This is a genomic window from Parahaliea maris, from assembly GCF_008064665.1.
GTDB classification, from domain to species: domain Bacteria; phylum Pseudomonadota; class Gammaproteobacteria; order Pseudomonadales; family Halieaceae; genus Parahaliea; species Parahaliea maris.
In genome coordinates this window covers 119594-140582 of record NZ_VRZA01000001.1, presented here as the reverse complement: position 1 = coordinate 140582, position 20989 = coordinate 119594, and the positions used below count along the sequence as shown (strand labels likewise).

21 protein-coding genes and 1 tRNA gene are annotated in these 20989 nt (G+C 59.4%); 9 read left to right on the top strand and 13 right to left on the bottom strand.

Annotation, left to right across the window (positions count from 1 at the left end; translation table 11 throughout):
- The first annotated feature begins 20 nt into the window (after positions 1-20).
- Positions 21-1055, top strand: a complete 1035-nt coding sequence (locus FV139_RS00600; protein ID WP_148066311.1) for an inorganic phosphate transporter — start codon at positions 21-23, stop codon at positions 1053-1055.
- Entirely contained in the window at positions 1052-1678 is a 627-nt protein-coding gene (locus FV139_RS00595; RefSeq protein ID WP_148066310.1) for a DUF47 domain-containing protein, read from the top strand. The genes FV139_RS00600 and FV139_RS00595 overlap by 4 nt, the downstream gene beginning before the upstream one ends.
- Before the next feature lie 1880 nt (positions 1679-3558).
- Here FV139_RS00595 and FV139_RS00590 read toward each other — a convergent pair.
- The 12 genes from FV139_RS00590 to FV139_RS00535 form a co-directional block, all read right to left on the bottom strand.
- Positions 3559-3870, bottom strand: a complete 312-nt coding sequence (locus FV139_RS00590) for a hypothetical protein (RefSeq protein ID WP_148066309.1) — start codon at positions 3868-3870, stop codon at positions 3559-3561.
- Entirely contained in the window at positions 3867-5408 is a 1542-nt protein-coding gene (locus FV139_RS00585) for a hypothetical protein (RefSeq protein WP_148066308.1), read from the bottom strand. The genes FV139_RS00590 and FV139_RS00585 overlap by 4 nt, the downstream gene beginning before the upstream one ends.
- Before the next feature lie 3 nt (positions 5409-5411).
- Entirely contained in the window at positions 5412-6293 is an 882-nt protein-coding gene (locus FV139_RS00580; protein WP_148066307.1) for a hypothetical protein, read from the bottom strand.
- A 1-nt stretch (position 6294) separates the two neighbouring features.
- Complete coding sequence (locus FV139_RS00575) at positions 6295-7167, bottom strand: hypothetical protein (RefSeq protein ID WP_148066306.1); 873 nt, start codon at positions 7165-7167, stop codon at positions 6295-6297.
- A 2-nt stretch (positions 7168-7169) separates the two neighbouring features.
- Positions 7170-7583, bottom strand: coding sequence for a hypothetical protein (locus FV139_RS00570; protein WP_148066305.1), 414 nt, complete (start codon positions 7581-7583; stop codon positions 7170-7172).
- 2 nt (positions 7584-7585) lie between these two features.
- Complete coding sequence (terL, locus tag FV139_RS00565; RefSeq protein WP_148066304.1) at positions 7586-9157, bottom strand: phage terminase large subunit; 1572 nt, start codon at positions 9155-9157, stop codon at positions 7586-7588.
- 368 nt (positions 9158-9525) lie between these two features.
- Positions 9526-9993, bottom strand: coding sequence for a hypothetical protein (locus FV139_RS00560; RefSeq protein ID WP_148066303.1), 468 nt, complete (start codon positions 9991-9993; stop codon positions 9526-9528).
- 278 nt (positions 9994-10271) lie between these two features.
- A complete protein-coding gene (locus FV139_RS00555; RefSeq protein ID WP_148066302.1) occupies positions 10272-11978 on the bottom strand; it encodes a hypothetical protein in 1707 nt (568 codons plus the stop codon).
- Positions 11975-12940, bottom strand: a complete 966-nt coding sequence (locus FV139_RS00550) for a DNA-primase RepB domain-containing protein (RefSeq protein ID WP_148066301.1) — start codon at positions 12938-12940, stop codon at positions 11975-11977. Before FV139_RS00550 ends, FV139_RS00555 begins: the two co-directional genes overlap by 4 nt.
- A gap of 777 nt (positions 12941-13717) precedes the next feature.
- Complete coding sequence (locus tag FV139_RS00545; RefSeq protein WP_148066300.1) at positions 13718-13945, bottom strand: hypothetical protein; 228 nt, start codon at positions 13943-13945, stop codon at positions 13718-13720.
- Positions 13946-14377: 432 nt separating this feature from the next.
- Positions 14378-15499 carry a tyrosine-type recombinase/integrase gene (locus FV139_RS00540; protein WP_187276331.1) on the bottom strand — a complete coding sequence of 374 codons (1122 nt, stop codon included), beginning with the start codon at positions 15497-15499 and terminating at the stop codon, positions 14378-14380.
- Between the two features lie 187 nt (positions 15500-15686).
- Positions 15687-15773, bottom strand: a tRNA-Leu gene (locus FV139_RS00535).
- 190 nt (positions 15774-15963) lie between these two features.
- On the opposite strand from FV139_RS00535, the gene FV139_RS00530 reads away from it, so the two are divergent.
- The 7 genes from FV139_RS00530 (at position 15964) to FV139_RS00500 (ending at position 20110) form a co-directional block, all read left to right on the top strand.
- Positions 15964-16197, top strand: a complete 234-nt coding sequence (locus tag FV139_RS00530) for a hypothetical protein (RefSeq protein ID WP_187276330.1) — start codon at positions 15964-15966, stop codon at positions 16195-16197.
- A gap of 63 nt (positions 16198-16260) precedes the next feature.
- The gene (gene queA, locus FV139_RS00525) at positions 16261-17355 is read left to right on the top strand and encodes a tRNA preQ1(34) S-adenosylmethionine ribosyltransferase-isomerase QueA (protein ID WP_148066298.1); all 1095 of its coding nucleotides are present in this window, start codon (positions 16261-16263) and stop codon (positions 17353-17355) included.
- Between the two features lie 14 nt (positions 17356-17369).
- Positions 17370-18473, top strand: a complete 1104-nt coding sequence (tgt, locus tag FV139_RS00520; protein WP_187276395.1) for a tRNA guanosine(34) transglycosylase Tgt — start codon at positions 17370-17372, stop codon at positions 18471-18473.
- Positions 18474-18477: 4 nt separating this feature from the next.
- Positions 18478-18798, top strand: a complete 321-nt coding sequence (locus FV139_RS00515) for an NGG1p interacting factor NIF3 (protein ID WP_148066296.1) — start codon at positions 18478-18480, stop codon at positions 18796-18798.
- Positions 18799-19401: an NUDIX hydrolase gene (locus tag FV139_RS00510; RefSeq protein WP_148066295.1), complete on the top strand. Its 603-nt coding sequence runs from the start codon at positions 18799-18801 to the stop codon at positions 19399-19401.
- Positions 19398-19922 (top strand): gamma carbonic anhydrase family protein, encoded by a 525-nt coding sequence (locus tag FV139_RS00505; protein ID WP_148066294.1) that lies wholly within the window; start codon positions 19398-19400, stop codon positions 19920-19922. Before FV139_RS00510 ends, FV139_RS00505 begins: the two co-directional genes overlap by 4 nt.
- A complete protein-coding gene (locus FV139_RS00500; RefSeq protein WP_148066293.1) occupies positions 19919-20110 on the top strand; it encodes a DUF1289 domain-containing protein in 192 nt (63 codons plus the stop codon). The genes FV139_RS00505 and FV139_RS00500 overlap by 4 nt, the downstream gene beginning before the upstream one ends.
- A 28-nt stretch (positions 20111-20138) precedes the next feature.
- Here the strand turns inward: FV139_RS00500 and FV139_RS00495 are convergent, their stop codons facing one another.
- Positions 20139-20840, bottom strand: coding sequence for a DUF3592 domain-containing protein (locus FV139_RS00495; protein WP_148066292.1), 702 nt, complete (start codon positions 20838-20840; stop codon positions 20139-20141).
- Positions 20841-20989: the final 149 nt, after the last annotated feature.

The window sequence follows — 20989 nt, the reverse complement described above, 5'->3', positions numbered from 1 at the left end:
ATCGACGTGAATCGACCGGTATGGACCTGACCAGTGCGCTTCTGGTGTTGGTCGTCATCATGGTCGCGCTGTTTGATTTCACCAATGGCTTCCATGACGCCGCTGATATGGTGGCCACCGCCATCGCCTCGAGAGCGATGAGCCCCGGCATTGCGATTGCCTTGCTGACGTTCTTCACGTTTATCGCGCCCTTCACCGTCGGCCTGGCAGTTGCTGACACCATCGGCACCTTTGTCCAGATCGACAATGTCAGTGTGGTCGTCGGTGAAAGTCTGGTCATCGCGGCCCTCGCGGCTGCGGTTACCTATAACATCGTGACCTGGCAGCTCGGTTATCCCTCGTCCTCTTCGAACTCACTGGCCGGGGGGTTGGTTGGCGCTGGGCTCTACGCTGTGGGTGCAGCACAGATCAACTGGGGAGTGACGGCGTTGCAGGCGGGCGAACTGCAAGGTATTGCAAAGGTCGTCACCGGGCTTTTTGCGTCACCCCTGTTGGGCTTCCTGCTGGGCTTTCTCCTGATGAAGGTCCTCATGCGACTGCTGTCGCGTGCAACCATCCAGATGGAACGCGTATTTGTTGTCTCACAATACGTCAGTGTCGCCTGGTTGGGCTTCTCACATGGCGGTAACGACGCCCAGAAGGGCATGGCGGTGATCGCCATGATGTTGCTGGCCAGCGGGGTCACTCCCTCGTTTACCGTGCCGGACTGGGTGATTGTATTGTGCGCCTCCTCGATTACCGCGGGCACGGTCTTTGGCGGCTGGAGCATCATTAAAACGCTGGGGTTCGGTCTGTTCCGGGTCAGGCTGATTCACTCTGTTGCCAGCCAGATCAACGCTGCGCTGGTCAACTCGGTCGCCACATTATTTGGCGCACCCACGTCGACCACGCAGGTGGTGACTGCCTCGTTATTGGGCGTCGGCGCCGCGGAGAGGCCGGGTCATGTACGCTGGAAAACGGCGCTGGGTATCGTTGGCGGGTGGTTTCTCAACGTTCCGGTGTCGATCTTACTGGGCTATGTTTACTGCTATCTCTGCCTGGAGCTGTGGCAATGAAAACGGGATTTATCGAGAAGTTCATACTGCCGAAGTCGGAGGATTTCGAGGACGCGATGCGGCAGCAAACCCTTATCACCCTGAACATCGTTGGCAGACTGGAGGATGCCTGTGCATGCCAGCGCGAAGAGGCTTTGGCTGCGATCCGGGAAGATGCGGCCCGCGCGCTGGAGATGAAAAACGAGAACATGCAGCGATTGCTGAATGTGTTCCTGACGCCCTACGACAAGGAGTCCATCTACCGGTTTCTTACTCAACTGGACTGGGTGGTACTCAGTGTGAAGCATTTCGTCATCGAGCAGGAGGTTTACGGTATTGCCTCGGTTGCCGATTACCGGGAGATATGTGCCCTCCTTACCGAGATGATGACCCTGCTGGGAAAATCTTTCGATCTATTGGCGGCCCGGGAGATGATCGCGCTGGCGGCCACCACCGACCGTATCGAGGACAAGTACGACCGCGTGGTGGAGGGCTGTGCTCGCGCCATCGCGACGCTGCTCGAAGCGGAAGACTGCCGGGAGATCCTGCGTCACCGGGATATCGTCGGTCAATTGAAGGAGATTGCGAAGCGCATTCATATCACTGCCAATACGCTGGAGGATATGGCGATCAAAGTTGTGTAGCGGCTTTAGCGAAGGCGTCTATATCCGAGTTATCCCTTTGAGGGAGCTACTGGAACCAGGTCAGGCGTACTCACCATCGCGGGCTATCTGGTCCTGGGCCAATACGTAGGTGCGAGGCGCCACCAGGGATGCGAGGGAAGCCGTAGTAGCGATAGCGATCAGGATGATATTCATTACCTTTTCCTCAGTTGAAATGGTAGCAATAGGATGGCCAGCGATTGAGCCATGAGGCTCGACTATTCTTCGGCTGGCACAGGTAGGCTACTGCGTGACGCAAATGGAGTGCATGGCACCGAGCGCCAATTGCATGGCTTGTTGCGCCGAGGGTTTGCCCGTGGAAATGTGGTGCCGCAGGCCGGAATCGATGGTCCGGCATCCCGGCCGGCGCGCGCAAGCGTGCCGCGCATATCAGGTGGTACCGGAGGCCGGAGTCGATGGTCCGACACGTCGGCCGGCGCGCGCAAGCGTGCCGCGCATATCAGGTGGTACCGGAGGCCGGCCAGAAGACCCGCCCTGCAAAGACATTATAAAACAAGAGGTTAGAGGTCTGTAGAGGGGGGCGCGTTTCGGGCTTTGCTTCGTGAGGAGGTGTGTAGCTCTGTTGGCCGCTGTGGCGGCCTGCTGGCGCGGGGTAGGCTAGGGTGTTGCCGGGGGGCTGGCGTGGCCGTAGGGGGCTCTGTGGGGCGCTACGAGGGGGGTTGCGCGTTGCCCTTACGCTTGCGGCTGGCGTATACCCGGCACTTGGCCCCGCAGTATCTGCCGGTACTCCGCTTGGGGTAGAAGTCCTCCCCGCAGTGGGCGCACTGTTTGATTGAGGGCAGCGTAAGCTGACGCCCCCTCCGCTCCGTTGTTTTACGACAATTATGACTACAGGTTACGTCACCCTTACGCAGCCCCTCGCTCCAGTACAGGTAGGTGACGGGTATGCCGCAAACGCAGCACTCTTTGCGAACGTGCTGAAACTCTCGATCACTGTGTACCCCCTCCACAATTAGTTGGTCACCGTTTTCTTCTGGATTGGTCGCCATTGCACAACGTCCGCACAAGGTCACACGACGCTTGCGGTTCGCCCTTCGCTTGTCAGCATCGTTGCGTCGCCCGATGGCTTTCGCGGTTTCAACGTCGTTGCGCTCCAGGGCGGCGAGCATGATGCCGTTCCGCCATTCAAAGATCTCAGACGCGGACATACGTCGGACCCAAACTGCGTCAGTCTTATTGATACACAAATCGCACTCAGCCAAGTTCAGCACTCTTGTTACGTCAAAACATGCCGCCATAAAAGCTGGCATGTTTTAGCGTAACAGGGTTAAAACTCAGAGCAAGCTGTTTATTGGTTCGGTACCAAAGCATTAGTCTGTGAGTTCTGAACGTAGTAAACTCGCTACATGGACTTGGCGATAGACATTACGACACTAGCCGCAAACGGGATAGCAATCACTGCTGCTCTGGCTGCGTTTGCCGAGGCCTTTTTAAAAACGCCGAAATTTTATCCACACGATATCCACAGCACATCCACAAGACATTTTGCCTGATTTGGTAAATGTCACCGCCCCGCTCTAAGCGCCGCGCGCTCAGCACACGCCTTGTCGAACTCGTCTTGTGCCAATTTCAGCTTGGCCGCGTGGTAAGACCCCGACTGGGGGAACTTTTGCAGCTTGTGTAGAGCGCGGTGCGCCCGGCTCCATCTGGCTGTGGCTTGGTCTAGGGTTCTCATCTACCTCCCCCGTTTCACGTAAGCCCTGAAGCCTTCACATTCCCGGCGACATCGGTAGCGGTCGGGGCAGGTGAAGCAGGGGCAGCGTTGAGCTATAGCTATCTGGTCTTCAACCATCTTGCCCCCGGTCTCCGGGCCGTGATCTGCCAGTAGGGCAGTGTCTACGCTAATGGATAGTGACTGCACCTTCCCACTCCACGGCAACCGTATCGCCCTGTTCCAGTTCCACGTACCGGGTAGCGGAGTCCGCGCCCTTTAGGAAGCCACTCACCATCTCCCGGACTGCCTGCACCTCCTCGCCAGCGTGCTCGGTGTGGAGGGCGATCAGGTTGGCGAACATCTGCCCCACCGAAAAGGCCAGGTCCTGAGTAGCGAGGTCGTGGTGCTGAGGGGAGGCTGATAGCTGCTTCTGCAACTCCTGCTGTAGCAGTTTCACGATACGCACCATGTCGCGGTGGGGGAGCGTGTGGGGGTTCATCGTAGGATTCCCATGCTTTGTAGCAATTCTTCAAGTTCCCGCTGGTAGGTTGAGCCAGTCGCAGCGGGTAGTCCCGAGGCGGCGGCAGCGGCGAGGGGCGCTGATAAGCCCTCCGCCCCATGACTACGCAGCATGTTCGCCATCGGGGAGGCCACCGCGCGGACCGGCATGGCGGCTGGATACAGCACAGGACTGAACTTGGTCGAGAACTCCTGTAGCCTGTTAGACGCTGGGTCGCCCAGCACGTTGAGGCCGCGTTGAGCCTCCTGCTGCATCAAGGCTTCGCCCTGAGCCGCTGCGGGCCGGTTGGACTTGGCGCTACTCGCCAGTAGTTCAGAGGGCGTGATGGTGCCGGGGGGCACTCGCTTGAGGGGGGCGACTTTGGCGGTGGCGTCCTGCAGCACTTTGAACGCGGCGTAATCGCGGTTGTGCTTCACGATCTGCTTGCCTGCCTCACCTGGAAGTTGCTGGCGTAGCAGTCGTTGAGCAGCGTCGTAGGCTTCGCCGGTGACGCCATCACCGCGCTTGTACGCTTGGTTCGCCAGCTTGCCAATGTTCCTGTCCACGACCTGTATAGCCCGCCCGCTGACGTCGGGGCGGTTTATCATGTCAAAGTAGCTGCCGAGGGTCTTGAATACTCGGTTGGCTTCTTCGTCCGGCAGTTCTCGCCTGAGCGGGATTTGTATGCCCATCCACTTCCGGCCAAGCTCGTTGGTGTCGATGGTCCAGTTACCGGCGAATATCCTGTCGTACTCCTTGCCGAGGCCCTCCTTGATCTTCTTCATGGCCTCCTGCGGGGGGCGCTCGCCGTTGCGAAGCATGGTGTTCCACGACTGTAGCGCCTCGTCTTTGCCCTTGCGGACGCCACCAGCGAGGCCGGGAATGTAGGAAGCCAGTTCCTCAATGCCCTGTAGCAGACCGCCCGTGTAGGCTTGTCCGGGGGTGAGCTTGACGCCCTGATCGAGCAGGTAAGCGGCGTCCGGGGTCACACGGCCCGCAAACAGGAAGGGGAACACGGCCCCTAGAGCCATCGTGGTGGCTGCTGCCCCGGCCCCCGTGGTTAGCCTGTCTGTGGGTGCCTGTAAGCCCTCCACAATGCCTGACCCCAGCCCCTCTAGGCCCAGCGTCGCCGCCACGCGTTGACCACGCGCAAGGTTTGACAGCTTCCCGGAGAAACCGACCACGGGGGCAGTCGCCATTGCTGCATCACCGGCTATCTGGCCTGTGGTCTTCCAGCCACCCTCTACGGCCTGCTGGCGGGCCAGTTCCTGCCGTTCCTGCGGGGTGAGATCGGGCAGGCCGGGGATAAGCTCTTGCAGCCCGTGGCCAAGCTCCCGCAGCGACTGGTTCACTCCAAGCTGTAGCTTCTCCCACGGCGAGGCCGCGTTGTACGCCTCTTGGTCAAGCTGTGCCTGCGTCTTCACGGTGGGCGGAGGTGTACCCGCCCCGTTTAGCCGCTTCAGTAGCTCGGCCTGCGTGATGTGGTCCGGTACGTCCTCGATGATCGTGCCGTCCGGCATTTCAACGTCATAGGGCATGGTCTAGCTCCCCGGGGGCAAGTCCCCGAACTTGATAACACGCTTGGCAGGAGGGGGCTGACCCGTTCCGGGCGGGGTGCCTCCCTGACGCTGCGCGTATGCCGCCTCGGCGGTGGCCATTGCCTCCTCTCGCATCTGGGCCTTGCGCTGGACGTCTTGGGGACCATCGCCAGGTTGAGGCCAGAAGTTTTGCATGGCCGCGTCCACCTCGTCCTTGCGGGCGGTGGCTCCGGAGCGCATGAACACCAGCGTTGCGGCCCACTCGCGGGCGCGGTTGTTCATGGCCTTGTACTCGTCGGAGGTGAAGTAGCCCTTCAGAAACTCGGGCGCGTACTGCTCGGCAGCAGCGTCCGTGATACTTGGGACCATCTCGCTGGCTGCGTTGTTCAGTTGTCGCAGATTGGAGGTGGTGTACTGGCCCCGCTTCTCGCCCTCGGTTGGAGGCTTCGGTACAAAGTCCGGAGTACCACGCCTGCCGCCCATGAAGCTGGTGTCGTAGCCGGGGGTGATGTAGGTGCCCTCCGGGGTGGCGACGGTGGTCTGGCGGCCGAGGCGCTGGGAGGCCACGTCCCGCATGAAGTCGTCATGGCTCATCTGGCCACCGCCGACTGACTGCCGGTACGCCTCGTTGAGCATTTGGGCCTCCATCCCGGTGCCCTTGAAGGGGCCAGCGCCCTTGTCGCGGGAACGGCGGAGGGCTTCGGCCAGTAGCAGGTCATCCCGGGACTGACCGGCACGTTGTCTGGCCAGCCGGGACGCCGCCTGTTCACGGCTGCGCATCTCAGCAGCCTGAGCGGCCTGTGGGATGTTGGTTTGCGATAGGATGGCGTTCAGCGCGTCGGCCTGAGCCAGTATGTGCTTCTCGCGTTCAGCTAGTGTGTCCATTTCACGTGCCCTCCTGGGCGGCGGTGAACTCGTCTTTGTATTCCGGGTCGATGTCGTAAGTAGGCCCTTCGTAGTTGGATACGTCTGCTTCCATAGCCTGCTCATGCTGGAGCATGGCGCGAGCTATGTCCCCGGAGCGGCCTGTGTCTTCGAGGTAGGAGGGGTGGTATCGCTCAACCAACTTTTCACGGGAGTTGGGGGACTTAACCGCGTCATTCACCCAAGCGTCGGCCAGTTGTGAGCGCAACACCTCCGATTTTGTGGGGGCAGTCATGTGATCGGGGGTTGTCCGCCCCTTTGTCAGCGCCATGACCTCCGAAATACCGGAGTTGTTGAAGCCTTCAATAAGGTCGCCCATTTGGGACGCCTTTTTCCCGAATTTCTCGGTGAGATATTTGGCAGGGTCACGTCCGTGGCGCTTGGCGTCGTCCACCGCGTCCACGTGGGCCAGGAACTGATCGTAGTTGAGCTTGTGGCCAGCCTTTTTCAGTATAGATTCCACCCGTACTCTCGCTTGTTCCGGCTGGAATCTACTGCCTTTCACGGCGTACTTCTGGCCGTCCTTAGCGGCGACAACTTGGTCCGCTGTTAGCCCCGTCATAGACTTGGCAAGGTCATCTCGGTAGTAATGATTTGCTGCGGCCTCGCGCTGGGCGTCCCGTGCCACGGCATGTTGAGTGTATTGGGCCTTCAAAGCGTCCACGGCCCTCAAAGCCATTGACGCCTCCTGTGGGGTCAGGACTGAGGCGGCCTTGTTGTACAGGAAATTGGCCCGGTCTGTGACGTGGGAGGGAACGGGCTTACCCCTCGCGCGGCAGTGGTCAATACCTGCTTGAAGGTAAGCGTATTCTTGTACAACTTGAGTCATATTCATAATTAGGGGCCTCCAAACAGGCGTGCTCTAAGGGCTTTACGTTCTTCTTCCTCTTTGGCGGCGCGTGTCGCCGCCACCTCTGCGTCGATGGCGTCCCTCCGCGTGAGCAGGTCAGCCGCAGCCTCACGGCCTTGTCGTTCTCCGCGGTTAGCTCGCCCGACCAAGTAGCCCCCCACGCCCTTCTGCAGAGCATCGGCAGCAATCTCCCAAGCGTTCGGGGCGACGTACAGACCGCTAGGACCTACGCGCTTGCCCTGCGGACCGGGGGCGAGGGTCATCTCGGTGCCTAGGTCACGCTGGGCTTCCCAGTTCTTAAATACCGCTCGCTTCTCCTCCTCGGAGAGCTGTTCCCATCCCCTGCCGGGGTGCATCGTTGCGGCGTACTCAATGAGCTGCTCAATTTCTTGGTTTGTCATGGTTAGATCCTCCCTGCAAATCTGCGGGACAAACTTAGACGCTCATCATGATCGTCCCAGAGTTGCCCCAGCGTGGCGGTGGTCTGCATGTTGCCGTAGGCGTCTAGTTCTATGCTGCTTCTGATAATGGGCTGGGCTACTTCATCGGACTCCGCGCTTGGGTTGGACTGCTTACCGATGTGGCGGCCGATGAGGGCAAGGGCGTCTACAAAGTCGTCATGTATGGCCTTGGTCTTGGGCGGGAAGTTCAGGATTTGCTTGATAGCCTCCTGATTCCACCCGGATTCAACAAGGAACACCTTGTTCTGCATGAATAAACTACGGATGGCCGCCCCACGCGTCTCCTTGTCCCTGCCACGGGTGGGCATGGGATACAAAGGTATTAACTCACTGCGAGTCCGGCTGTGCTCCCGCAGCGCCTCAAGGAACACCTTTTCGGCCGGCGAGTCTTCAATGAGAACCACAGAGGGGGAGTACTGGGCGCAGACCGCATTGAGCTTGGCCATCGTTTGATGCACTGGCACCTTGTCTAAGTGGACGTCCACAACGTACAACTCGCGGGAGGGACCTATCCCCGCCACCACGATCGCTGTGTAGTCACCGACTCCGTCGCTCAGCGCTAGATCAACCGACACCACGTACTTCAACGGGTGGGGCGGTTCCGTAGTTTTGATAATCTGGATGTACTGCGCGTCTACCCAAGTGCCTGACGCGTCCACTGGCTCCTGTTGATACAGCGCGGACCACAGCAGCGGGTCTTTCTTGTTCTCCTCTACTTGGGTCGCGCTAAACCAGTCTGGCCACAGTCTCTCTCCAGGTTCCCTGCCCAGCGGGTCGTCGTCTTTGGCTTCCATTGGGAGGGTTAAAATTTTCCACTTCCGCTTTTCTTCTCCGGAAGCTATTTGCTCCTTAATCCTGCCTATCAAGTCCCACTGCGACCAGCGGGTGCTGATAATCACTTGCTTGCCGTGGGGGAGCAGCCTGTTCCGGTACTCGTAGAGGTATGACCCCCACTGCTTTTCCAACTGCCCCGGACTCATTGCCTGCTCAAGACTGGCAATGGGATCGTCGATTATTAGCAGGTCCGCTCGGCGACCACTGACCGCCGAGCCCATACCCACGGCCAGCATACTTCCACCTTTACTGGTCCCGAAGTTGGCGAGTGATTGGTGGTCCTTAGGTATGGAGCAGTCAGCTAGATTTTGCCATTCCTGTTCTAGACACGCCGACCTCCGCCGCCTTGAGAAGTCTTCGGCCAGCGCCGTGGTATTCGAGATGGCGACTATTTTCCTGTCCGGATGCTTGGCGAGATACCAGCACGCGAAGTGAATAGAACTGTAGGTGCTCTTGGCGCTACCGGGGGGCATCTCAACGATCAGCCCGTCATAGTCTCCGTGGTACAGCTCCATCAGGTGCTGCTGTAACAGTCGGTGGTGGGCGACGGGAGGGTGCTGGAAGTCGCTGTGATACGTACGGGAGAGATATTGCCGGAAGCCTTCAATGTCGTTCAGGGCGCGCTGGCGGGAGGTAAACTCCTCCAGTAGCGCCTTATCTTGGCGGGAGAGGTTAGGCACGGCAGCGGCACCGGGGCGTGGCGCAGGGCGTCCTCTGTGGGGGCCTACAGAGGACGTGTGAGGGCTTTTGTGGCCGGGGTAGGGCTAGGGTAGGGGTACACCCATTTGAGGGCTTACAGGTGTTCAGGTTATATGCCGATTGTACTTTATTGAGTATTCCGGTTGGCATGTATTGAGTGCTACGCGCCACTTCTACGTACTCCGGATTTACCTGATATTTGTGTGGCGACGGGGCAAGGGCAACTCCTCGTCGTTTAAAATTGATCACGGGGGTGAGTTTGACGTCCGGAGCGCAAGGCGTGGAGTTCCCAGCCCGCCGACCTCCGTGCCCAGTGCCACGCACCGAGGACGATGAGGATGAAGGTGCCCTAGACAGGTACATCGGAGTCCCCGTAATCTGCTGTTTCTAAAAGCATTTCCTCCACGTTGGCAACGTCTACGTCGCAGCGTACTTCGCTAAACTCCGCGTCAATGGCTTCCTCGTCCGGTGGGGCGGCAAGGAGGCGTTCTGCGGCGGCTGCCAGTTCTGCCGTGGACATGGTGCCGGGGTTGGAGGACTCTTGGGCCACCAGAACGCCCTGTAGCGCCTTTCCCCATCCGCGGTCGAGTACCTTATCGGCTGCTATTAACTTCTCCTTACGCGAGGCGTTAGGGTCCTCTAGCACGGCTATGATTGTTTGAAAGGCGACCTGGGTCTTTTCCCGGGCCAGTTCGCATAGGGTTTTGTTGTCTTTGTAACGTGGCGCGGAGTTGCGGCGGGGGTCGTATCCGGGCTTGAAGGAACCAGAGTGCTTCTGTCCCGGTTTTAATCCTGAAAGACCTGCTACTCCTGCCATACTCGTTTTACCCTGCGCTTAGCGCTCCGGAGTCCGGTTTATTACAGTATTTTGCAACAGTGGTTTTGTAGATGAAATGACTCGACCGGAAAAAGACTATAAAAATAGTGGTTTTAGAAGGAGTCCTTAGTTCTTGCCCCTATATTTTCAGTACCAATTCGCACCCCAACCGCTATAACGCTATAACCGCTATGGCAAATAACGTGTATGGTCTATCGGGAGGTTTTGTAGCCCATTGGGGCTATAGCGGTTATAGCGTTATAGCCCGGTTATAGCCCTCAATACTTCCTGTCTATCGGTGTGACCACGCCACCTTCATGGAAGTAAGCCACTATCATCCCCGGTTCAAGCTGGTCGGCGCTGAACACGTAGAACTTAGTGTCACCAACCGCGTGTCTGTACACCCAGAAGTTTTCCACGTTAACCTCATCACAGGTAAGGGAAGATGTGCGGACCTGCGTTACGTCGTTCTTCTTAAACGCTGGTCCGATCTTACGTCCGATGGTTCGAACTTTTGCCACGTCGTCCGCGTCCTGCTTGGTTGTTACATCAAGCGAGTAGGCCTCGCACACTTCCAGGATTTCAGACGCCCTTACGACCCTGCACAGTTGGCCCTCCTGCTTAAGAGCGTTGAACACTTGGCGCAGCCAGCTTTGACTGGCATCCCGCACTGTCTCCTTGGTTTTGCCATGACCCTTTAGCGCGGAGTGCAGGCCAAACAGTTCTTGAACCATGTACTCAATCGCACCGCCCCACCGCGTCATGTCATGGTCATAGGTGCTGACTGGCAAGCGTGGAGCGCCACGCGCCCACCACTCTCTAATAACGCTGTAGACACAGGACAGGTAGTGATGCTGGTTTTGGGTGACGTGGTTACGCAGACTGCCCTCAGGCCATGCGTGGAACGTGTAGTCAGAAGGCTGCTTTTCCAGCGTAGACATGCACATCCGGTTAACAAGGTCCGGAGTAGCGGACATGCCGTTGCTTGTCATAAAGCCAGACAACATACTGATGTCAACGGTGCGGAGTGGCTTGAACGCCATGCGGACTTGCAGCTCGCCCTCGGTGATGGCCGATTCCAAGGACTGGCTGGCAATGTGACCCCGCACGTTGTCGATAACGTAGAACTCGGCGGCGCGGAATATGGCGTCACCTAAGCGTTCCTCGAAACTTCCAACACCGTTGTCGTCGTCCTTGTTGGTGCTCTTAGGTGGAGGTTTACCAGTCCACACCAACACAGTCACGTTCACCAGTTCGCCCTTACCTGCCTGACTTTGGTCAGCAAGGACGCAGCCGAGAGGGAACGGGCCGTCGAGCAGCCTACCCCGGCGGAGGGCCGGGGTAAGGAGCATGGCGATAGCGCGTGAAAAGTCAGAGGGTGTCGTAAACTTGAAGTCTCGGTACAAGTTCTTAAGGTCAGCGACAGCCCGTTCCCACTGGACTGCCGCTAACGGTTGGTCGGAGCACACGAACACCTCAGCATCGGGGTTGTACCCCGGCTGTAGTTCTACAAGCTCCGTACCGCGTCGGTGTAAGAACGGGAACTGGCTTATGATCTCCACGTTACTGAGTTGCTCTATGCCTTCGTCATTGGCAAGTAGCAGCTCCGCTTCGGACACCAGCAGGTGACTTTCCTTAAACCTGAGCTCCTCTCTTCCATTTCTACCAGTACGAAGCGTCACCGCGTGGACAGGTAGCCCCGGCTTCTCAACCACGGAGCAGAAGCGGTGCTTGCTGATAGCAGAGAACCTCAAGTTCTTTTCATCAACAGTCACCACGCTGTTCCAGCGCCTGTAAACTCCGCCCATATCCGCGAGGTGCTTGAAAACACAGCGCCCTGAGAACATAACGCCCACGTTCAGTGGGCGTATGATGGCGTGGCGTGCGGCGGCGATAACTTGTGGGCTGTCTTGCAGACGCATCGGTAATCCAGCGGCTGCCATTTCAAGTATGTCTTGCTCAGCTTGCTCAATTTCGTCAGTCATAACAGCCCCCGCTCGAAACGGTCATACAAGACCTCAAAGCGAATGCCCGACTTCCACGCTGCCAGCCTGTGGACAGCAGATCTGGCATTTTTGATGCGCTTGTCTTGGCAGTGAGCGTGCTGGCATTTGAACCCGCCGCTAAACCAGTTGGCTTCGGTAGGCTCGAAGTACACTGTACCTGACTGGTCACCGTCCGTGTGGCGGTGGACCCACGGACATATGACGTTGTGCCGTCCAGTAGACACCTCACCTAGATACATCCCGGCCACCTGAAACCACGGCACCAGATTGTTGGGATGGCGCTTTTCCGGCGGGCCAGAGGGCTTACAGATGGGCACCGGGGGCGGAGCGCTACCTAACCACGCGGTGAGGTTGTCCTGCGTAAGCGGGACCGGCTCGGCTGCCCGGTGGATAACACTAGACAGGAACGGCTCTGCTTTGTGGTGGTAGAACCCGGGGACGCGCAGTATACGAGCCAGGTCGAAGCAGCTAGGGTCGCCGCCGTACTTATCAATAAGCTGCTTGCTCCGGCCTTCGTAGTGCTCGACCGGTAACGACGCCTGCCAGTAGCAGTGATACTTGCCGGGGCTGGATTCGACAACCAGATGCGGGGCGTGGACACCCTGCATGACAGCCTCCAACTTGGCAGGCCCGTCCTCGTCCAGATCGACAAACAACGCGCGGATGCGCTCAACGTTCGCCTTGCCGAAGCCCTTGCTATCGTTGGCCTGTATCATTAGGTAGACAGCGGCGCGGTGGGTGACATTGGCAGCGCTGAGTTGTGCGTTTACCTGACCGAACGTGCCCCGAACATTCCGGGGCCGAGCAGGGGTTGGGATGAAGCCCTTGTTACAGGGCGGCTCTATGACACGCCACGAAAACACTGTATCTATAGCGTTTTGGGGTTCCAAGAGGGTTAAAAGCTCTATCGTCTGCGCTGGCGCAGTGCTATAGTTGCTCATGTAAAACTCCTTGCATGGCCCTGACTCAAGCTGCAACTTGGTCAGGGCTTTTTCATTACGGGTTCGGGATAAAGGCGTTCCCAACAGGGCGTTCTTGCTTGGCCCAGCGTCGGTACGCGTCGCACGAGGCGCAGTAAAGTCCGACGTGTGTGACTCCGTTCTTACAGTGCTTTAGCTTCACAGTTGAAGGGCCAGTGACCCCGCAGTGGTAGCAGTAGACTTCCTCAGCCGCCTGTTCTTCGATGTACTTAACGTCTGGATTTGTCACGCTGCGTCTCCTTTAGATTTTGGGGCAAAGCCAATGCGATCACGGTGCCGGCGAATTAGCTCACCCATGACGTACATGCACATCGGAACAACAGACCTCAAAACTTCACTGTCCGACATTCGCTGCATGGTTCCGCGTATGGGCGTTCTATCCCACCACCATGAAGCACTGGGAAACGCAGCGTAGAACTCCACGCCTACAAGTCCCTGTCTGTTTGCCAGCACGTGGAACGTGGCGTCATACCTGTCGTTAAGCTCGTCGTAGTGCAGGGTGCTGTGAGGGGCGGCTATACATCGGCCTTGTACAATCGGTGTGGGGTTGTCGTTATCTTCTACCCGTGGGTGAAACTGGTAGCGCTCCTTGTAGTTTTCAACAGGAAGGAGGGGCGTCCGTGAAATGATGCCCACTTCTTCGAATGTCGGGGTGTGTGTGGGGTAGCCTCTATCTGTACGGGCGTAGTCCACGCTGGCATCAACGCGGACGTACGCTTCTCGCTCTATTTTCATACGTCACCCCGCCTTCTTTGCGCCGGGGATCTCCACCAGCTTTAGGAGGCCGACAAGGTCGGTGTGTAGGATGACCATCTGGCCAGAACCGCCGAACTGGTAAACGGGGAGCTGCCCTAGGTCTTTCTTCTTGCGAAGGTAGGACTGGGATAGGCCGGACACTTCCTCAGCTTCAGCGAAGCTGTAGTGCTTCGGAAAAATGTCGCCGCCTTTGAAGTTTGGGTTGGACATGGTGCTGTCTCCAAAGTTAATCGGTGAGAAATTTGGTGACAGTTTTTTGATCTACTTGGAAGGCGTACGCAGGTACTGAATCCTGCGCCTCGGGCTCTGTATTATTATGGTGTGGCCTATGTGCCAGTGTAGCAAGCCGGGGGCCAATGAGTAAGCCCCCGCGCTGTGTTTTATAGGGTCAAACGTACTTTGGCTTTGTAATATCCCTGTGTGAACGGAGCGCCACAAGTTCTCCTTCTTCAAAGTATAGCGACAGGGAATAATCACCCACCCACCAGCTTCCTCTTTCAAGATGACGCATAACGTGCGCCCTGTTCTTAGGCGCATCCTTGCCACGGGTTTGAAGATAGCGTTGCACTGCCTCGTGCAATGACATACCGACACGGTAGCCCCGGCATTCTGTGTACTCGTAAGGTTCTTCCTTGCTAGCACTCATAGCAACGCCACCTCTGCTAGCTTGTCATCTACGCTTCCCTCAATTAGATGGAAATAATTTTGGTTGATGCGCTCAATGGACGTGCCGCACATTCTGGCCACCGCTGCCACCGGAATGCCTGCCGTGACCCAGTCACTAATCGCTGCATGGCGGAAGCAGTAGGCCACGACGCCCTTCGGTAGTGCTAACTTCCTGCGTACCTTTCGGATAGAGCTACTTAGCACTGCCTCCGCTATGAAGCCTCCTGCTGCCGTGGGGAACAACGGAGCGCTAGGTAGCTTCCCGGAGGCCTGCTGTTTGAAGAAGGCGTAGGCTTGGGGGTTAGATAATGGGAAGTGGCGCACCCGCAGAGTTCCGCCGTTGCCTTTTCTGGTGGACAGCTTCAGGGTGCGGGCTTTCAGGTCAAGGTCGCCAACTGTGGCCTGTCTCAGTTCCCCAGGTCGTGCGCCAGTGTGGGCGAGGCCAGTCAGGAACGCCGCGAGCCACGAGTAGGCTCCGTCGATCAGTTCCCGGCGCTCAGCGGGGGACAGGTACAGCTCCCGCCTGCCGTCTGCACCGGGGAACATGCCCACCAGTCCCCACGCATCATCGGTGGATGCCAGCCCCTGTCGGCGGGCGTAGTTCATGGCTGCTTTGAAGGAGCGTAGGTTGCGGTTGGCGGCACACTTCGTGGACTTGGTCGCCATACCATTGCGCCACTTCTCGACGTCCGTGGTGCTGAGCTTGCGTAATTGCTTCTTGCCGATGGGGTGGTCATACACTTGGGCCTTGAACCGCCGTTCGGCATCATCGGCGGTACTGTCGCCTTTCTCTACACGTCGGTTCTCGACGTACAGGCGGCAAGCCTCGGTCACGGTCACGTAGGATGTTTTTTGGCCAGCCTCGCACTCAGCGAACCACTTCTGGGCTTGCTTGAGTGCCTGCTCCCATGTGGTGACGGATACCCGCCCGAACTTAGCGAACTGCTTTACCCCGTCCAGGCGGTAGCGACCCACCCACGTATCCTCCCCGGTGCGGTTGCGGCGGAGGCCCACCGCACAGCCCTTCTTGATGACCCGCCAGTAGGGAGCGGAACGCTGGGGTAGGGTGTCTCTTACTTTGGCAATGTGGATATCCATTATCCGGTTCTCCTGCATTTTGCTGCGCGAAATGCTTCGCGAAATGACGTAGAACCCCGTGTAGACCTGTGGCCTGTGCGGGGACGTTGTGCAGGGCGGATATTAGAAATATGCTGCTATACAAGCACGAAACGTGTGTTTCTGTGAGGAATCGTGTTGGCCTGTGGAGGCCCGTATAGCGGATATGTGGTACCGGAGGCCGGACTCGAACCGGCACGCTTTTAAGGGCGGGGGATTTTGAATCCCCTGTGTCTACCAATTTCACCACTCCGGCACAGGAGTTGGGGCGGCGTGAGCGCCCCGGGAGAAGCGCGCGATTATAGCAATCGCCGGCCAAATGGCAATCACCCAGGGCCTTAACCTTGGCCCGGATTACCTGTACACTGCGCGCCGTCCCGCATGTGGCGGAAAACGGCGTGGCTGCCCGCCAGGCAGCGTGCTATGAGTACCCGAGGAGAAACAACATGGCGATGAAACTGGTTAAGAAAACCGCAGACTACAGCATCTTCCAGCGTGGCGATGAGCGCTACGCGGTCAAGGACGCGGCCAAGAAGCCCGTCAACGGCGAAGAGAAAGTGGCCATCCTGCTGGCCGAAGGCCTGATCACCGTAGCAGCGCCTGCGCCCAAGCCGGTAGAGGAAGAAGCTCCCGCCGAGGAAGCAGTTGAAGAAGCTGGCGGTGAAGAAGCCGCTGAATAAGGCTTTTCGCGCTATCATAAGCCGGCCGAGTGCCGGCTTTTTTATGTCTGAAACCGTCAAACCATGAAACGCAGCGATTTTGCCTACCATTTGCCTCCGGAACTGATCGCCCAGCACCCGCTGGCCGAGCGCAGTGGCAGCCGCTTGCTGTGCCTGGACGGCCAGAGCGGTGATTTGGCACACCGGCAGTTTCCGGAATTGCTGGACCAGTTGCAGCCGGATGACCTGCTGGTGTTCAACAACACCCGGGTGATTCCCGCACGGCTGTGGGGGCAGAAGGAGACCGGCGGCAAGCTGGAGATTCTGGTTGAACGCCTGACCGGTATCGACATGGCCCTGGCCCATATTCGCTGTAGCAAATCGCCCAAGCCGGGCAGCCGGATCCTGTTGTCGACAGCCGAGGGGGGCGAACCGGGGCCCTTCACCCTGGAAGTCACCGAGCGGGTGGGGGCGCTTTTTGGGCTGAAAACGCCTGAGGGTCAGCCTCTCAGCGAGATACTGCAGGTGATCGGCCATATGCCGTTGCCGCCCTATATCGAGCGGCCGGACGATGCCGAAGACCAGGGCCGCTACCAGACAGTGTACGCCGAGCGCGAAGGCGCCGTAGCGGCGCCCACCGCGGGCCTGCACTTCACCGATGACCTGCTCGCCGCCATCGATGCCCGGGGCATTCGCCGGGCCTTCGTCACCCTGCACGTGGCGGCCGGCACTTTTCAGCCGGTGCGTACGGAGGAGATCGAGGATCACCCCATGCACGCCGAGTACCTGGAGGTTGACGAAGCCACCTGTGCCGCCGTGGCCGAGACCCGGCGCCGGGGTGGGCGGGTCATTGCCGTGGGCACCACCGCGGTTCGTTCGCTGGAGACCGCCAGCCAGGCCAGCGGCGAGCCCCGGCCCTACTGCGGCGACACCGATATTTTCATTTACCCGGGATATCGCTTCCGCGCAGTGGACGCCATGGTTACCAACTTCCATTTGTCGGAGTCCACGCTGCTGATGCTGGTCAGCGCCTTTGTCGGACGCGAGACCATGCTCGCCGCCTACGCCGAGGCGATTGCCCAGCGCTACCGTTTCTTCAGTTATGGCGATGCCATGTTTATCACCGCGGGCCCCCAGGCGGGGAGACGGCCCGACCCAGAGCAGGGAAATGACGCATGAGCCGCGAATGCCACATGCAGTTTGAACAGTTCGGCAGTGACGGCGCAGCCCGCCGTGGCCGCCTCCACTTTCCCCGTGGCGTGGTGGAAACCCCCGCCTTCATGCCCGTGGGTACCTACGGCACGGTCAAGGGCATGCTGCCCCGGGATATTCGCGAGATCGGTGCCCAGATCATCCTGGGGAACACCTTCCACCTCTGGCTGCGGCCGGGTACCGACATCATCGAGCAGCACGGCGACCTGCACGACTTCATGGCCTGGGACGGCCCCATTCTCACCGACTCCGGCGGCTTCCAGGTGTTCAGTCTCGGCGACATGCGCAAGATCACCGAGGAGGGCGTCAAGTTCCAGTCGCCGGTCGACGGTTCGCCGGTGTTCCTGGACCCGGAAAAGTCCATGGCGATCCAGCGCAGCCTCGGTTCGGATATCGTCATGATCTTCGATGAGTGCACGCCCTATCCGGCGACCGAGAAGGAGGCGCGAGACTCGATGGAGCTGTCCCTGCGCTGGGCCGCCCGCAGCAAGGCCGCCCACGGTGAAAGCCCGGCGGCCCTGTTCGGCATCGTACAGGGGGGCATGTACAAACAGCTGCGGGAGGAATCCCTCGCGGGGCTGAGTGAGATCGGCTTTGACGGCTACGCGATTGGCGGGCTCTCGGTTGGCGAACCCAAGGACGAGATGATGGCGGTACTGGAGATCATGCAGTCCATCATGCCCGCGGACAAACCTCGCTACCTGATGGGGGTGGGCACCCCGGCGGACCTGCTGGAAGGTGTGCGGCGCGGCGTGGACATGTTCGACTGCGTAATGCCCACCCGCAACGCCCGCAACGGCAACCTGTTCACTTCGAAGGGCCAACTCAAGTTGCGCAATGCGCGGCACAAAACCAGCACCCTGCCGGTGGACGAGAACTGCAGCTGCTACACCTGCCAAAACTTCAGCCGCGCCTACCTGCACCACCTGGACAAGTGCAATGAGATCCTCGGCTCCCAGCTGAACACCATCCACAACCTGCACTTCTACCAGCAGCATATGGCCGGCATTCGCGCGGCGATTGAGACTGAGAGCCTCGATGAATTCAGCCGACAGTTCTATGCCGAACAGGCAGAGGGTGTGTAGGGCTATGTACAAGCTGTGTTTCTACGTGCCCGAATCGCACCTGGAGGCGGTCAAGGCCGCCGTCTTTACTGCCGGTGGCGGCCGTATTGGCGATTACGACCAGTGCTGCTGGCAGGTGGCGGGGCAGGGGCAGTTTCGTCCCCTGGCGGGTGCCAATCCCTTCCTGGGCAAAGCGGGTGAACTGGAGACCGTGGACGAGTACCGGGTGGAACTGGTGTGTGAGGACGACAAACTGGCCGCGGTGATTGCCGCCCTGCGCGCAGCGCACCCTTACGAGGAACCGGCTTTCGACGTCCTGCGAACGGTCACGGATTTCGGTGCCTGAATGAATGCGACCTGCGCCCTGCTGTCTCCGCTGGCGGAACACTTTCCCGCCGATGACGCCCCCTGGCAGGGGAGCGGCCGGCAGGCCGGGGTATTGGTGGCGCTTACCGATGAATCCGAACCGCGGGTGATCCTCGGGCGTCGCGCACGGCATTTGCCCCTGCACCCGGGGGAAGTGGCCTTTCCCGGTGGCAAGCGGGAGGCGGAAGATCGCAGCCCCTGGGACACCGCCCTGCGTGAAGCCACCGAAGAAGTCGCCCTGCCGGCCGGACTGGTGCGCCCCGTGGCGCAGATGCCGCCCCTGGTGACCCGCACACGCTACGAAGTCCTGCCCTGCATTGGGGTCATCCCGGCGGACGTGTCCCTGCAGGTGGACCCGGCTGAATTCGACAGTGCGTTCATGCCGCCGCTGTCTGCCTTCGATGGCCGGGAGGGCTTCCGCCTGGAGCTCATGCCGTACGGTGAACATAAAGTCTATGTACCCCACTACCAGATTGGTGACGACAATGTCTGGGGTGTCACCGCGGCGGTGCTGGCCCGCATCGCCAACCTGGTCTACGATGCCGGCCTCGATTTGAAACGCAACTGGGAGGATCTGCCATGAAATACGCCCTGGGTGACAAGGCTCCGCAACTCAACGGTGAAGGCCACTTCATTGCGCCCAATGCCGCTGTAATTGGCGATGTGACCTTGCAGGACCGGGCCAGTGTCTGGTTCTCCTGTGTCTTGCGCGGCGACGTGGAGCGTATCGAAATCGGCGCGGGCAGCAATATTCAGGACGGGACTGTTGTGCATGCGGACCCGGGATTTCCCTGCGTGGTGGGGAGCAACGTGACCGTGGGTCACAATGCCATGCTGCACGGTTGTGATATCGGTGAAGGCTCGCTGGTCGGCATCGGTGCCGTGGTTCTGAACGGCGCCAAAGTGGGCAAAAACTGCCTGATTGGCGCCAATGCCCTGGTCACCGAAGGCATGGAAATCCCGGATGGCAGCCTGGTGCTGGGCGCACCGGCCAGGGTCAAGAAAACCCTCGGCGAGGACGCTATCGCCATGCTCCAGATCAACGCCGAGCACTATGTGAACAACGCGGCCAATTTCAATGCCCTGCTCGCGGAGCTGCCGTGAGCGAGCAGGAACCCAAATCTCCCTGCATCTCGGTGTGTGTACTGAACACCGATGACGTCTGTCTGGGCTGTTACCGTACCGCCGAGGAGATTACCGACTGGTTTATGGCCAGTGCCGAGGAAAAGCGCGCCATCATCGAGCGGGCCCGGGAACGCATGCTGGCGGACAATCCCATCCGCCTGTCCTGACCTTTCGCCCGCCTGCTCGGAGGCTGCTTCAGGTATCGCCCATGGGGGGCAGGAAGCTGGTGTCCATGTGGTAGCGTGAGGGGTTCCCCCGCTGTACGTACACCGTAATCTCGTCGATGGCGACGTAATCGCTGGGGTCGTACCAGATCGCGTCACTGCTGAATACGTAGACCTTGCGCGATCCGGGGTCCTGCCACTGGGCGTGTATCCGGTAGGGGCTGCGACCGTTCTGCTTGAAAGAGGTGTCGAGGTCCACGGAGGTAATCTCCGCGCTGACTGGCAGGCCATGTTGGCGCAGGTGCTGGTTGCGGCGCTTGCGCAGCACCTGGCTTGCAATGATCCCCCAACCGACCAGGCTGAACACCAGGCCCATGCCGCCAACAATCATTGGCAAGCCCCACAGGGAGAAAAAGGACCCGATGCGAGCCTGCTCCGGCGTATCCGGCTGGTAGAGTACGGTCACGGTCTCACCCCGGTGGAAGGAGGGCGGATTGCTGCCCGAGCTGGAGGTGAATTCCACCGACCGGCCCGCGGCCGTGGTGAAGACCACGACCGGTCGATAGGTGTCAGAGTCCGAAGACCGTGAACGCACCAGCTCGGTGACTTTGCCCTCGGTCACCGCGGCGGTAGCAATGAAATCGCGCGTGTTCAGGAATAGCGCCGTAGCGCCAGCCAGCATCAGCAGGCCAGTCACCCCAAAGATAGCCGGGACTATTTTTAGTACCTTCATGGCATTCCCCTGTTGTCCGCCGCACGTGGGTAGCGGGCGGCACGTTCCCGTCTACAAGCGCCAGCGGCATCCCCCAAGCCCTTCAGCGTGACGCGGATTGTCGTCTGGTTGCCAGAGTTTTCTACCAGCTTAGCTAAAATCGGGACTCA

Bases quoted from the DNA above. Each gene is read 5' to 3' on its own strand.
- FV139_RS00600 (WP_148066311.1), top strand. From the start codon at position 21: ATGGACCTGACCAGTGCGCTTCTGGTGTTGGTCGTCATCATGGTCGCG.
- FV139_RS00595 (WP_148066310.1), top strand. From the start codon at position 1,052: ATGAAAACGGGATTTATCGAGAAGTTCATACTGCCGAAGTCGGAGGAT.
- FV139_RS00590 (WP_148066309.1), bottom strand. From the start codon at position 3,870: ATGAACCCCCACACGCTCCCCCACCGCGACATGGTGCGTATCGTGAAA.
- FV139_RS00585 (WP_148066308.1), bottom strand. From the start codon at position 5,408: ATGCCCTATGACGTTGAAATGCCGGACGGCACGATCATCGAGGACGTA.
- FV139_RS00580 (WP_148066307.1), bottom strand. From the start codon at position 6,293: ATGGACACACTAGCTGAACGCGAGAAGCACATACTGGCTCAGGCCGAC.
- FV139_RS00575 (WP_148066306.1), bottom strand. From the start codon at position 7,167: ATGAATATGACTCAAGTTGTACAAGAATACGCTTACCTTCAAGCAGGT.
- FV139_RS00570 (WP_148066305.1), bottom strand. From the start codon at position 7,583: ATGACAAACCAAGAAATTGAGCAGCTCATTGAGTACGCCGCAACGATG.
- FV139_RS00560 (WP_148066303.1), bottom strand. From the start codon at position 9,993: ATGGCAGGAGTAGCAGGTCTTTCAGGATTAAAACCGGGACAGAAGCAC.
- FV139_RS00555 (WP_148066302.1), bottom strand. From the start codon at position 11,978: ATGACTGACGAAATTGAGCAAGCTGAGCAAGACATACTTGAAATGGCA.
- FV139_RS00550 (WP_148066301.1), bottom strand. From the start codon at position 12,940: ATGAGCAACTATAGCACTGCGCCAGCGCAGACGATAGAGCTTTTAACC.
- FV139_RS00545 (WP_148066300.1), bottom strand. From the start codon at position 13,945: ATGTCCAACCCAAACTTCAAAGGCGGCGACATTTTTCCGAAGCACTAC.
- FV139_RS00540 (WP_187276331.1), bottom strand. From the start codon at position 15,499: ATGGATATCCACATTGCCAAAGTAAGAGACACCCTACCCCAGCGTTCC.
- FV139_RS00530 (WP_187276330.1), top strand. From the start codon at position 15,964: ATGGCGATGAAACTGGTTAAGAAAACCGCAGACTACAGCATCTTCCAG.
- queA (WP_148066298.1), top strand. From the start codon at position 16,261: ATGAAACGCAGCGATTTTGCCTACCATTTGCCTCCGGAACTGATCGCC.
- tgt (WP_187276395.1), top strand. From the start codon at position 17,370: ATGCAGTTTGAACAGTTCGGCAGTGACGGCGCAGCCCGCCGTGGCCGC.
- FV139_RS00515 (WP_148066296.1), top strand. From the start codon at position 18,478: ATGTACAAGCTGTGTTTCTACGTGCCCGAATCGCACCTGGAGGCGGTC.
- FV139_RS00510 (WP_148066295.1), top strand. From the start codon at position 18,799: ATGAATGCGACCTGCGCCCTGCTGTCTCCGCTGGCGGAACACTTTCCC.
- FV139_RS00505 (WP_148066294.1), top strand. From the start codon at position 19,398: ATGAAATACGCCCTGGGTGACAAGGCTCCGCAACTCAACGGTGAAGGC.
- FV139_RS00495 (WP_148066292.1), bottom strand. From the start codon at position 20,840: ATGAAGGTACTAAAAATAGTCCCGGCTATCTTTGGGGTGACTGGCCTG.